General features: G+C 66.4%; 9 protein-coding genes and 1 other RNA gene. All 10 read left to right on the forward strand.

Annotated elements, in window-relative coordinates; all coding sequences use genetic code 11:
- Positions 1-41: 41 nt before the first annotated feature.
- Positions 42-1,736 carry a glucose-6-phosphate isomerase gene (gene pgi / locus HMPREF1008_RS02810; RefSeq protein WP_009278327.1) on the forward strand — a complete coding sequence of 565 codons (1,695 nt, stop codon included), beginning with the start codon at positions 42-44 and terminating at the stop codon, positions 1,734-1,736.
- A 240-nt stretch (positions 1,737-1,976) separates the two neighbouring features.
- Positions 1,977-4,289 (forward strand): C69 family dipeptidase, encoded by a 2,313-nt coding sequence (locus HMPREF1008_RS10130; RefSeq protein WP_009278328.1) that lies wholly within the window; start codon positions 1,977-1,979, stop codon positions 4,287-4,289.
- Positions 4,290-4,746: 457 nt separating this feature from the next.
- A complete protein-coding gene (locus HMPREF1008_RS10135) occupies positions 4,747-5,352 on the forward strand; it encodes a BspA family leucine-rich repeat surface protein (RefSeq protein ID WP_009278330.1) in 606 nt (201 codons plus the stop codon).
- Positions 5,321-5,584 (forward strand): hypothetical protein, encoded by a 264-nt coding sequence (locus HMPREF1008_RS02830; protein ID WP_083823461.1) that lies wholly within the window; start codon positions 5,321-5,323, stop codon positions 5,582-5,584. The genes HMPREF1008_RS10135 and HMPREF1008_RS02830 overlap by 32 nt, the downstream gene beginning before the upstream one ends.
- 147 nt (positions 5,585-5,731) lie before the next feature.
- Positions 5,732-6,133, forward strand: coding sequence for a hypothetical protein (locus HMPREF1008_RS02835; protein ID WP_009278332.1), 402 nt, complete (start codon positions 5,732-5,734; stop codon positions 6,131-6,133).
- A 133-nt stretch (positions 6,134-6,266) separates the two neighbouring features.
- Positions 6,267-6,362: signal recognition particle sRNA small type (gene ffs / locus HMPREF1008_RS10140), an RNA gene on the forward strand.
- A 124-nt stretch (positions 6,363-6,486) separates the two neighbouring features.
- Positions 6,487-7,155, forward strand: a complete 669-nt coding sequence (locus tag HMPREF1008_RS02840) for a DedA family protein (protein WP_009278333.1) — start codon at positions 6,487-6,489, stop codon at positions 7,153-7,155.
- Positions 7,156-7,293: 138 nt separating this feature from the next.
- Positions 7,294-9,756: a glycoside hydrolase family 3 C-terminal domain-containing protein gene (locus tag HMPREF1008_RS02845; protein ID WP_009278334.1), complete on the forward strand. Its 2,463-nt coding sequence runs from the start codon at positions 7,294-7,296 to the stop codon at positions 9,754-9,756.
- Positions 9,757-9,828: 72 nt separating this feature from the next.
- A complete protein-coding gene (locus HMPREF1008_RS02850; RefSeq protein ID WP_009278335.1) occupies positions 9,829-10,320 on the forward strand; it encodes a GtrA family protein in 492 nt (163 codons plus the stop codon).
- A gap of 460 nt (positions 10,321-10,780) precedes the next feature.
- Complete coding sequence (gene dnaX, locus HMPREF1008_RS02855) at positions 10,781-13,201, forward strand: DNA polymerase III subunit gamma/tau (protein ID WP_009278336.1); 2,421 nt, start codon at positions 10,781-10,783, stop codon at positions 13,199-13,201.
- Positions 13,202-13,232 lie beyond the last annotated feature (31 nt).

Below are 13,232 nucleotides of genomic sequence, written 5' to 3' on the forward strand. Positions count from 1 at the left end.
GTGTGTCCAGGGTTCTTCTCATGGCGAACAAAGGAGCAGACATGGCAGGCGTTCCCGCACCTATTGACGCGACCCAGACCCCCGAGTGGCAGGCGCTCCAGGAGCATCACGACAAGCTGGTGACGAGCGGCTTCAGCCTGAAGAAGTCCTTCGCCAACGACCCCCAGCGCGTGAAGAAGCTCTCGTTCGACCTGGACGACCTACACTTCGACCTCTCCAAGAACCTCGTGGACGACGAGACGCTCAAGCTCCTCGCGAAGCTCGGGAGGGCTGTCGGGCTGGAGGAGAGGCGCGCCGCCATGTTTGCCGGCGAGCACATCAACACCACCGAGGACCGCGCCGTCCTGCACACCGCGCTCCGTCGTCCCGAGGCCGAGAAGGGCAGCCTCGTCGTGGACGGGCAGGACGTGGTGGCTGACGTCCACGAGGTCCTCGACCGCATGTACGCCTTCGCCGAGCGCGTGCGCTCGGGCGAGTGGAAGGGCGTGACGGGCAAGCGCATCACCGACGTCGTCTCCATCGGCATCGGCGGCTCAGACCTGGGCCCGGTCATGGTCTACGAGGCCCTGCGCCCCTATGCCGACGCGGGCATCAGCGTGCGCTATGTGTCCAACATCGACCCCAACGACATGGCCGAGAAGGTCCGCGGGCTGGACCCCCAGACCACCCTGGTCATCGTCGTCTCCAAGACCTTCACCACGCTCGAGACCCTGACCAACGCCCGCGAGGCCAAGGCCTGGATGCTCGAGGGCCTGCGTGCCAGCGGGGCCATCGACGGCTCGCCCGAGCAGGAGGCGGAGGCCATCGCGAAGCACTTCGTGGCCGTCTCGACCGCGCTTGACAAGGTCGCCGAGTTCGGCATCGACCCCCAGAACGCCTTCGGCTTCTGGAACTGGGTCGGCGGCCGCTACTCCGTGGACGCCGCGGTGGGCCTCTCGCTCATCGTCGCCTTCGGTCCCGAGCGCTTCAGGGAGTTCCTGGTGGGCTTCAACGATCTCGACCGCTACTTCTGCGAGACCCCGCTCGAGCAGAACGTCGTCGCACTCATGGGCCTCGTCAACGTGTGGTACGTCAACTTCTTCGGTGCGGAAAGCCACGCGGTGCTGCCCTATGACCAGTACCTGCACCGCTTCCCGGCCTACCTGCAGCAGCTCACCATGGAGTCCAACGGCAAGGGCGTGCGCTGGGACGGGAGCCCCGTCACCTCCGACACTGGCGAGATCTTCTGGGGCGAGCCGGGAACCAACGGCCAGCACGCCTTCTACCAGCTCATCCACCAGGGCACCCGCATGATTCCGGCGGACTTCATCGCCTTCGCCAACACCCCCAACCCCACCAAGGACGGGGACCAGGACGTGCACGAGCTCTTCCTGGGCAACTTCCTCGCGCAGACCAAGGCACTCGCATTTGGCAAGACGGCCGAGGAGGTGCGCGCCGAGGGCACGCCCGAAGAGATCGTGCCCGCCCGCTGCTTCACGGGCAACCGTCCCACGACCTCGATCTTCGGAGAGGCGCTGACGCCGCACGCACTGGGCGAGCTCATCGCCCTGTACGAGCACATCACCTTCGTCGAGGGGACGGTCTGGGGCATCGACTCCTTCGACCAGTGGGGCGTCGAGCTGGGCAAGCAGCTCGCCAAGCAGATCACGCCCGCCTTCCACGACGACGAGGCGCTCCAGGGCCAGGACGCCAGCACTAAGGCCCTCATCGCGTACTATCGCGCGCACAGGAAGTAGTAGCCCAGCGAGGGCGTCCCTCTCGCCTCCATGTCCGATGGTGAGAGGGCGCCCCTTCATATTCGCAGGGTCCTCCCTTGGCCCGCCGACACACGTCTGGCGGGCTTTTTTGTCCCTTCAGCAGGAGAAGCAAATTGTTAATGACTGTTTCAGCTTTGTTTCGTTTACGCTGCGGGCGAGTGATCATATTGGTTGGTCCCTGGCCTGTCGGGGGACTGCTGAAGAAGGGAGTCCGCGCTCATGCACAGGAGCAACCTGCTCAAGAGGTTCGCCGTGGCTTCGATGGCAGCCGCCTCGATTGCCATGGCGACGCCGGTCCAGGCACTGGCGTGCACTCAGGTCTACATCGGTCCCAAGCTCACCGCCTCGGGTGACGTGCTGTACGGCCGCGCAGAAGACTATGCGTCGCGCCACGTGAAGATTTTCGGGGTCCAGGAAGCCACCGATGGCAAGACCTACACCTCGGAAGAGAGTGCCTTCAATCGGACGGTGGGGAAGACCTACCGCTATACCTTCGTGCGCGATGCCCAGGCGGACTGGGGAGAGCTGGCACCACCCTATGCCGAAGCAGGCATCAACGAGAAGGGCGTGACCTGCTCCGCCACGCTCACCACCGACTTCAACAGCAAGGTCGAAGCGGTCGATCCAAAGACGAAAGAGGGCCTGGGCGAGTACAACATCGCGGACGTCGTGCTCGGTGAGGCCGCCACTGCCCGTGAGGGAGTGGAGATACTCGGCGACGTCATGGACAAGTACGGCGCCCAGGACTGCAACCAGATCTGGGTGGGCGACGCCAACGAGGTCTGGAACTTCCAGCAGCTCTCGGGACACCAGTGGATTGCCATCAAGATCTCTGACGACGTTGCTTCAATCAATCCCAACATGGGCAACCTGCAGTTCAAGGTCGACCTGGCCGACAAGAGCGTATGTCTGCATTCGGAGGGCCTCGAGGAGACCGCAAAGAAGGCCGGCACCTACGTGACCTTCGCGGACGGTGGCATGGACGTCGCCAGCTCCTACGGCGAGACCGAGTCTGGCGCGGGTCAGAACACGCGCTATGCACAGGGTCGCTCCTACTTCGGCAATCCCCTCACCGACGGTACCTTCGAGGTCGATACCTCCGGCAGGGTGAGCGGTGTCAGCCCCGAGGCACGTCTCCTCTTCTTTACTCCTGGTCGCAGTGACTACTCCCTCTATGACGCACAGCGTTCCCTTGCGGCCCGCGGCGAGGGCACGCAGTTCAACGCCAACGAGAACAGCAAGCTCTATGCCATTGGGAACAACCGGACAATCGAGTCCCACATCTTCCAGACTCGCAGGGGGATGAGCCCAGATATCGCCACCATCCAGTGGGAGGCTCTCTCTCGCACGGAGTTCAGCGTCTACCTGCCCAGCTACTCGGCGCTTCTCATCGAGATTCCGGGAATCTATGACAACTTCGAGACCATCAATTTGAGCCATGTGGGGAAGAAGGAGTCCATCGACAGCGTCGAGACCGCTCTTACTGATGCGGACGACGACACCATGGACTACGTCATGATGGACATCAACACCCTGACGTACAACAACCGCAAGGCCTGCGCCGCCGGCGTCGCCGACTACCTCAAGGTCGTCCAGACCCAGATCAACGACCAGCACGGCATCGTCGACGAGTACATGCGGTCCCTTCCCGAGGGCGAGCGCAGTTCCCTTGCCAACGAGGCCTTCGTCGTTGTCTCGACCGAGGTATTCGAGAAGATGCAGGCGTTGCGCACGGAGCTTCGCGACTACATCAACGCGGGCGACTTCTCCGTGCCCTTCAAGTCCAGCGACCTCGATGGCACGTTGGCCTATGCTTCCAGGGTGGTGCGTCCCATCATCACCGGTCAGCCCGTTTCTGCGAGCTACGTGCAGGGTTCGGGTGCAGCGGCACTCTCCGTCGAGACCCAGGACCTCTTGGGTGCCGGCCTTGACTACCAGTGGATGAAGTCCAGCGACGGAAGCAGCTGGAGCAAGTGCGGCAGCTCTGACACCTACGTGCCCCAGACCAGCACCGTCGGCGAGACCAAGTACAAGGTCGTTGTCACCAATGCTGACGGAGTAAGCATCGAGTCCGATGTCGCCACGGTTACCGTGAGCGAGCCCGTGGTCGAAGAGCCCACCGGCACCATGTACCGCCTCTACAACCCCAACAGCGGCGAGCACTTCTACACCATGAGCTTCGACGAGTGCGTGCAGGTCGTCTCGGCCGGCTGGCGCTACGAGGGCAGGGGCTGGACCGCCCCCGTCAAGTCCGGGACCCCGGTCTACCGCGTCTACAACCCCAACGCGGGCGACCACCACTACACCATGAGCGCCGAGGAGCGCGACGGCCTCGTGAGGCTCGGCTGGAACGACGAGGGCATCGGCTGGTACTCCGACGACGCCCAGGGAGAGCCCCTGTTGCGCCTCTACAACCCCAACGCCACGTCTGGCTCCCACCACTACACGACGAGCCAGGGCGAGCATGACGCCCTCGTCAAGCTCGGCTGGAGGGACGAGGGCATCGGCTGGTATGGCGTGAAGGCAGGGTAGCCTCTCGCCAAGTCGTCTCTTCGGGGCGGGCCTCGCAGCTTGCGGGACCCGCCCCTGCTTGTGCGGGAAGAGCCATCCGCGACGACCGCGCGCCCTTCTCGCTCATGGAGAAATATCCACAACTGCGCGCATCAGCCCAGCGGTATTGTGTCGAGCGTTTGCCCAGGTAATATGCTCTCTGCCGGCTCCCCCACGGTTTTATATCCGGTTCGGAACTATTGAATGAACGTCAGAATCTACAACAGACAGGAGAGAGACACGGGCATGCCCCCGAATCCCGCAAGGCGGACGACAGGGCTACACATCAAGGACGTGGGCCGAGTGCTTCTGGCGTCCGTCATCGCGGCCTTCGCGCTGGCCGCTTCCATCCTCCTTTCCACGTCCGTCGTGGCGAAGACGGTCGAGGGAACCTTTGGCGAGGGCTGCTCCTACACGTTGGACGACAGGGGGGGAGCTCGTGGTCTTTCCGACCGACGGCGTCTCTGGCGTGATGGAGTCGGTCCACGCGATTCCTGAAAACGTGACCAAGAGGGTCGTCGCCATAAGCATCAGGTCCGGCGTCAAGGCACCAGAGGACTCGAGCGAGCTCCTCAACCTCAAGGGACTCAAGGTCGCGGACCTCAGCTGTCTCGACACGTCCTCGACCATCAGGCTCGCCAGCCTCTTCGAGGGTTGCTCCGAGCTGCTCTCGGTCGAGCTGGGCGGCATTGACACCTCCAAGGTTCAAAGTGTCGACCACATGTTCTACGCCTGCTCTTCGCTGACGTTCCTCGACCTCTCATCGCTGGACTTCAGGAGCGTGAGGGTTGCCAACGCCCTGGTCTCCGAGTGCTATGCCCTTCCCGACCTGAGGCTGCCCAAGACCTTTGGACGGAGCTGTGGGGCATGGATGCCATGTTTGCGGGAGACTCGCGGCTTTCTGCCCTCGACCTTTCTGCGGTTGACATGGGTGCCGTGGCCGAGCCCGGCATGTGTTCAGAGACGTCGCCGGCCTGGTCGAGTGGAAGGTGGGGAAGGGCTTCCGTCCTGCCGTGCTGGACGAGCTCCCCAGCTCCCCGGATGAGCGTGGCTGGTGGTCCGTCAAGGACTCCCGCTGGTACACGAACGACCAGATCAAGTCCCAGCGCAGCGGCATGGCCGACACCTACCGCAGCAAGGGGGAGGAGAAGCCCGTCCCCGAGGAAAAGCCGCAGGGTCAGGGCTCGACGCCCAAGAACGAGGGGGGCAAGCCCGCAGACCCGAAGCCTTCCAACCCCAAGCAGGACTCCGGCAATCCTGCCGACCCCAAGCCCTAGGGCAAGGGCGGCGAGCGGGGCAAGACTCCCACAAAGCCCAGCAAGCCCAATAACGGTGGCGCCGCCAAGCCTAAGGCCGACCCCAAGCCCAACCAGAACCCAAAGCCGAGTCCCAAGTCCGGCAAGCAGGCCGTCCAGGCCCAGGCCATGCACCGCCTCTACAATCCCAACAGCGGTGAGCACTTCTACACCGCGAGCACAGGCGAGCGCGACGGCCTCGTGAGGGCCGGCTGGCGCTACGAGGGCGTGGCCTGGGTCGCTCCGACCAAGTCCGGCACCCCGGTCTTCCGCCTCTACAACAAGAACGCCGGCGACCACCACTACACCACGAGCAAGGCCGAGCGGGACAAGCTCGTGAGCCTTGGCTGGAGGTACGAGGGGATAGGCTGGTACTCCGACGACGCCAAGGGACAGGCGCTCTTCCGTCTCTACAACCCCAACGCCAAGGCGGGGTCGCATCACTACACGGTCAACGCCGGGGAGCGCGACGGCCTGGTCAGGCTCGGCTGGCGCAATGAGAACGTCGGTTGGTACGGCGTCAAGGCCTAGGGCGCGCGTCCCTCTCGACTTCGAGGGCCCGGGCTGCCTTGGGTGGCCCGGGCCTCGTCGTCACGCTCGTGGCCGTTTGGTGTGAGCGGCACGCCCCACGTGCGACTTTGGTAGAGTTATCCCGCAAGCGCGTTGGGCGGGTTCGGGTGACGTCACACCTCGAACCTGGTCAGGGTCGGAAGGCAGCAGCCATAAGGGGCCTCTGGCGGGCACCCGTTCCCGCCGAGCGCGCTCCAGGGCGCTCCATGGCCACCTCGTGACCGGGAGCGCCTTTGTTATCTGGGGCAGCGTTCCCTGGCTGACATGCTGGTACCCGCTCCTGCGGGTTTGCGCCGAAGGACTGGGAGAATAGCATGGGCTTCGTAAGCTTCATCGCCGAGCTGCTGCGCGATCCGCGTGCCGCCATCGCCAGCTGGATTGCCATGGGTCCGCTCGCCGCCTACGGTTTCGTCTTCCTGATCGTCTTCATCGAGACCGGCGTGGTCTTCTTCCCCTTCCTGCCAGGTGACTCGCTCCTCTTCGCCTCGGGGTTCTTCGCCAACGGCGGCGGCTTCGACATCGTCTGGCTGTTGGGGGTCGTGTGGGCGGCGGCAATCCTGGGTGACCAGTGCAACTTCATGATCGGGCACTTCTTCGGCCGTCGCATCATCGCTTCGGGCAAGGTGAAGGCCATGACGCCGGAGCGCGTGGAGAAGACCGAGGCCTTCCTCGACAAGTGGGGGCACCTCGCCATCTTCCTGGGGCGCTTCTTCCCCTTCATCCGCACCTTCGTGCCCTTCCTGGCGGGCGTGGGTGGCATGCACTGGCGCAACTTCGTGCTGTTCAACGTGCTGGGCGGCATCACCTGGTCCACCCTCTTCACCCTGCTCGGATACTTCTTCGGCGGCATTCCCTTCGTGCAGAGGCACTTCGAGCTGCTCATCGTGGGGATCGTCCTGGTCTCGCTCGTGCCCACCGTGGTGGGCCTCGTGAGGAGCCGCATGGGCAAGGGCAGCCGCCGCGAGGGTGGGCACGCGGCGTAGGGCCGCATCCGATTGCCTCGGCCGGCCATGTGGGGCGCCTGGACCTCGCCCGCCGGCATCTCGACCTACCCGCCGCGCCTTCTCCCTCCTACCGCTAAAGTCGTGGGGAGAGGGGATTCCGTTGTGCGGGGAGGTTGCGTGGGCACATCAGACGAGCTTGCTCGAAGGATCGAAGAGACGCTGGGCCGCATGACGTTGGAGCAGAAGTGCGCCCTGCTCTCAGGGGGCTCCGCGTTCACCACGCGTGCCATGCCTCGATACGGCATCCCCGCCATGCAGTTCTCGGATGGCCCCCATGGCTTGCGCCTCCAGGCGGAGGGAGCCAATCACCTGGGCATAGGTGGCAGCAGGCCCGCAACGTGCTTCCCCACGGCGGCCACCGTCGCCAACAGCTGGGACCCGGGCATGGGAGAGGCCCTTGGCCGCGCCCTGGGCGAGGAGTGTCTGGCCCAGGGGGTGAACGTGGTGCTGGGACCCGGGCTCTGCATCAAGCGGAGTCCCCTCTGCGGCCGCGACTTCGAGTACTTCTCCGAGGACCCCTACCTCGCCGGCAAGATGGCTGCGGCCTACGTGCGCGGCATCCAGTCGACCGGCGTCGCCGCCTGCCCGAAGCACTTTGCCGCGAACAGCCAGGAGACGAGGCGGCAGGCGTCGGACTCCGTCCTCGACGAGCGCACCCTGCGCGAGCTCTACCTCACGGCGTTCGAGATCGTGGTGCGCGAGAGTGGCCCCAAGTGCATCATGAGCTCGTACAACCTCGTCAACGGCACCTACGCCAACGAGAGCGTCAGGCTTCTCACCGACGTCCTTCGTGGCGAGTGGGGCTTCGACGGGGCGGTGGTCACCGACTGGGGCGGCTCCAACGACCACATCGCGGGCGTGCGCGCGGGATCGACCTTCGAGATGCCCGACCCTGGCCTCTCGCCCGTGCGGGAGCTCACTGCCGCCGTGCGAGACGGCCGCTTGGAGGAGTCGGTCGTGGACGAGCGCGTGAGGGAGGCCCTTGGCGTCATTCTGCCCACCTGCGCCGCAACCGCCTCGGCCGATGACGCCTTCGACGTCGGGGACCATCATGCCATCGCACGTGACGTCGCCGCCAACTCCATCGTGCTCCTCAAGAACGAGGCCACGGAACAAGGCGGACCCATCCTGCCCCTTGCCACGGGCACGAGGGTCGCGCTCGTCGGCGACTTCGCAAGCGTCCCTCGCTACCAGGGCGCGGGCTCGAGCCTGGTGAACCCCACCAGGCTCGATACGCTGCTCGGGTGCGTCGGGTGCTCCGGCCTCGAGCTCGTGGGCTTCGAGCCGGGGTACGAGCGCCATGGTGACAAGGATGACGCCAAGGCCGCCGCAGCGATCGACCTCGCGCGTCGGGCCGAGGTCGTCCTGCTTTGCATGGGGCTGGACGAGCTGGTCGAGTCCGAGGGCATGGACCGTGACGACATGCGGGTCAATCAGAACCAGGTGGAGCTGCTCCGTCGGCTTTCGTCGGCGAACCCCAACGTCGTGGTGCTGCTTTCGGGTGGCGCGCCGGTCGAGTGCGACTGGGCGGACGACGCCCGCGCGCTCGCCTACCTCTGCCTGGGGGGCCAGGCCGGGGCAAGCGCGGCGCTGGACGTGGTCTGCGGTCGCGTGAACCCCTCGGGAAAGTTGTCCGAGAGCTGGGCGAGGCGCCTCGCGGACACGCCGACCGCCAAGACCTTCCCCGCAGGGGGTCACGTCGCCGCATATCGCGAGGGGCCCTACGTCGGCTACCGCTACTACCAGACCGCGGGCGTGCCCGTTGCCTTCCCCTTCGGCTACGGCCTCTCGTACACCCGCTTCGAATACTCCCGGCCCAGGGTTGCCGCGGACGTCGTGACCCTGAGCGTCACCAACGTCGGCAGACGCGCTGGTGCAGAGGTCGTGCAGCTCTACGTGTCAAAGCCGAAGCGGGAGGTGTTCCGTCCGGAGCAGGAGCTCAAGGGCTTCGCCAAGGTCTTCCTGGAACCTGGCGAGACCAAGGGCGTGACCATTGCCCTGGATGACAAGGCCTTCCGATACTTCGACGTGGGGACCGGGTCCTGGGAGATCGAGAGGGGCGTCTACGAGCTGCGCGTGGGAGCCTCCTGCGAGGACATTCGCCTGAGGGCGCAGGTCGAGCTTGCGGGAACGGGTGCCAAGAATCCCTATGAGGGCCTTGACCTGCGTTCCTACGAGACGGGTAGGGTCAAGGAGGTCACTGACGCAGAGTTCGCGGCGCTTCTTGGCCGACCGATTCCGCAGGAGCGCGCCACCATCGATCGCAACACCTGCTTCTGCGACCTCATCCACGGGCGCAGCCCGCTCCTTTGGCTGCTCTGGTCCATTTTCAACCTCCTGCGCAGGGCGGGGGAGCGCCGCGGCGTGCCGAACCTCAACGTGCTGTTCATCTGGAACATGCCCCTGAGGGCGCTTGCCAAGAACGCCGGAGGGGTCTTCTCCATGGCCGCCGTCGACGGCCTGGTGATGGAGGCGAAGGGGTTTTGGGTCATCGGGCTGCTTCGCATGCTGGTGGGCATCGTCGCGAACATGGTTCGCAATGCGGTTCAAGCCGGTCGGCTGGCAAGGGAAGTCACCTAGCGGCGCGGCCGTCGGCGAAAAGAGGAAGTAAGCTGGCGCAAGCGGAGTGGACGGACGAGAGGGGACGTGCTCATGGGCTTCGGGGAATGGACGAGGAAGAACGAGGGCCTCTGGCAGTTCATCCTGTTCAACCTGCTGTCCAATATCTCCACGGCCACGCGCTTCGCCTGCACCTGGGTGGGGACAGCGGTGTTCGCTGGCCTCACGACCGAGTTCCACTTCCTCATCTTCAACTACCCGTCTTCGGGCGGCGGACTTGGCGCCTTTGTCACCTTCCTGGTCGCCGAGGTGGCCGCCCAGGTGGTGAACTTCTTCGTCCAGATGAGGTTGGTCTTCAGGTCTGACGCGGACTTCGCACAGTCTGGTCCCAAGTACGCCGTGCTGGCCGTGCTGATCGTGGTCGTGAACCTCGTGCTTCCGGGCTACGTGCAGGACTTCTGCGTCAATTCGCTGGGTCTGTCCAGCGGGCTTGCGGCAACGGTGGCGTCGGTGGTGAACACGCTCCTTGCCGTGGTGGTGAGCTTCCCCCTGCTCAAGTTCTGGATCGCGCCGGCCGCGAGGTAGGGGCCTGTGTCGCGCCGGCCGCGAGGTGGGGGCCTGTGTCGCTCGCGCCACGGGGCTGTGCCCCGAATCGCGCCGGCCGCGAGGTGGGTCACCGCATGTCCTCTTGCGCAGCACCCAAGTCATCGCGCTCCTCTCGCCCCTGCGTTCTCTATGCATTTTCCTGAAGCCGTTCGACAAAAGCCCAGGTAGATTTTGGTCGAGCTCAGGAGAAGGCATAGAGAACGGCGTGCGTTTCAGCAATCGGCATAGAGAACGACAGCAGTTTCATGAGAAGGCATAGAGAACGTCAGGAGGAGGCATAGAGAACGCGGGAGGGGGCGCAAGTCGTGGACCGCCCGCGCCGCTCCGGGGCCTTCAATGCGGGCCGCTGCAGTCGGGGGCGCCCGCGCGGGCCGGGGCATACATGACCGTGCCCCCGCGCGGCTATACTTGTGGCTCGGACAAGAGGCGCGGAGGTCAGATGGAATCCCTGTATAGAAAGTATCGCCCGCAGACCTTTGCGGACGTGGTGGGGCAGCAGCATGTGGTGGGCACCCTGGAGCGCGCGGTGCTCGAGGGCAGACAGAGCCACGCCTACCTCTTCTGCGGCCCGCGCGGGACGGGCAAGACCACCATGGCCCGCCTGCTCGCCAAGGCGCTCATGTGCGAGAGGGGCGCAGGCCAGCTGCCCGATGGTAGCTGCGAGCAGTGCAGGCTCATCGCGGCCGGGGAGCATCCCGACGTCTACGAGCTCGACGCGGCCTCACGCACCGGTGTCGACAACGTGCGCGAGGAGATCATCAACAGCGTCGGCTACGCGCCGGTCCGTGGCCGCTACAAGCTCTACATCATCGACGAGGTCCACATGCTCACGACGGCGGCGTTCAACGCGCTGCTCAAGACCCTCGAGGAGCCCCCCAGCCACGTGGTCTTCGTGCTCTGCACCACCGACCCGCAGAAGATTCCCGCCACCATCCTGAGCCGCGTCCAGCGCTTCGACTTCCATGCCATCGCCCACGAGGACATCCTGCACCAGCTCCAGAAGGTGTGCCAGCAGGAGGGCTTTGGCTACGACCCGGCTGCCCTCGAGCTGGTCGTCCGTCACGCCCGTGGGGGCATGCGAGACGCGCTCTCCACCCTGGAGCAGCTCTCGGTCTTCGGCGGGGGACAGGTCTCGGCCGAGGCGGCGCGCGACCTCCTGGGCGAGGTGTCGGGTGCGCAGCTCGCGCAGACCTCGCTCGCATTGGCAAGGCGTGACGTCGCCGCGCTCTTTGGCGAGGTGGCGACTCTGGTTGACGCCGGGCGAGACCTGCTGCAGTTCTCCCGCGAGCTGGCCGCGCGACTGCGCGACTGCTATGTGGTCGCTGCCGTCGGGGCGAGGCTCGGAGTCGTCGACCTGTCGGAGGACGAGCTGCGCGCTCTGGACGAGGAGGCGGCTGCCTTCGGGTCGCCGGACCGACTGTCGCGCGCGCTCGGCATCATGGGGGACGCCTCGAGGGAGATGAGGACCGCCACCAACCAGAGGCTCGTACTCGAGGTGGCGCTCACCCGGATCGCGCGGCCCAAGTCCGACCTCACGCTGGACGCGCTCGCGGACCGCATGGCCGAGCTCGAGCGGCGGGTGGCGGAGCTGACGGCGGGTGCCGTGGCCGCCCCCGTGCCGGTGGCCCCCGTCCAGGTGCCTGCGCCGACAGGCGAGAGGCCCGTGCCGACGACGCCGGTGGCCCCCGTCCGGTCGTCCGTTCCCACGGGCGAGAGACCCGCGCAGCCAGTGCAGGCGGCTCCCGCCCAGCCCGGGATTACGAAGCTTCCCGCATCCGCCCCATCGCCCGCGGCACAGCCGGCGTCGGCCGCCGTCCCTGCCCCGGCCCAGCCAAACGTGTCGTCCAGGCCGAAGCCTGCGGCAGCGCCGGCCTCCGTTCAGGCGGCACCGACGAACCCGGAGCCCATCCCCGCGCGGCCGACGCAGGCCGCTACCCCCACTCGGCCCAGCTCGTCGACCGTGGGACTTGTGGCGCACGCCTTCCCCGCGGTCACGGATGGGGGAGAGCTCCAGCGCCGTTGGCAGCAGGTGTGCGACGGCCTTCTCGCCTCCGACCCCCCGCGCGGCTCCCTGCTCCTGCAGTCCTCCGCCCTCAAGGACGACGGCGAGGTCCTTCAGGTCAACCTGCCCAAGGGCTCCGGATTCTCGGTCAAGATGCTCGAGCGCGACGACGTCCGCTCGGTGGTCGGGACTGCCGTGGAGGAGGTCTTTGGGCACAGGAGGCTCGTCTTTGCCGAGTCCAGCCTGGTTGGTGCGGACATAGCGCGCAAGCTCCGCGCCGAGCCTCCCGCCGCAGCGCCGGCTCCCGTGCGTGCTCAGGCGCCGTCTCCCACGCCGGTGCCGGCGCCTGCCGCACCCAGCGCTCAAGCCATGCAGCTGACCTCGGCGTCCGCGATTCCCGCCCCGGCGGCGCCCTCCCGGCCCGCACGGCCGAGCTATGCGGCCCCCTGGGAAGACGAGGCCGTACCCTACGACGATGCGTCCGCCTTCGCGTATGGAGAGGACGCCGACCAGGCCCCGGCGGCCGCTTCGTCCGCACCCCTGCCGCCCCAGGGGCCAGTCTCCCAGACGGGACCCGTGGTTTCCCCGTCGGCCGTGGCGCCCGCGCAGACCGCCGGTCAGGCGGGTGCCCCCGGGTCCAGCCAGCCGAAGCCAGCGCCCAGGCGGGAGCCAGCCCCAAGCCCGGCTCCCGCAGCGGCGCCCAAGCCCAAGCCGGCTGCGGGGACCGCCCCCAGGGAGCCCAGGGAGATGTTCACCCCCGAGCAGAAAGACATCCTGGACATGCTCACCGACGTCTTCGGCGACGGCGTCTCGGCTCGCGTCGAGCGTCCCGACGGCTCTGGGGGAGCGGCGGAGTAGTTGGGGATTCGCCCCCTGCCCAGGGGAGCCC

This window comes from Olsenella sp. oral taxon 809 str. F0356 (assembly GCF_000233535.1).
GTDB lineage: Bacteria > Actinomycetota > Coriobacteriia > Coriobacteriales > Atopobiaceae > Olsenella_I > Olsenella_I phocaeensis.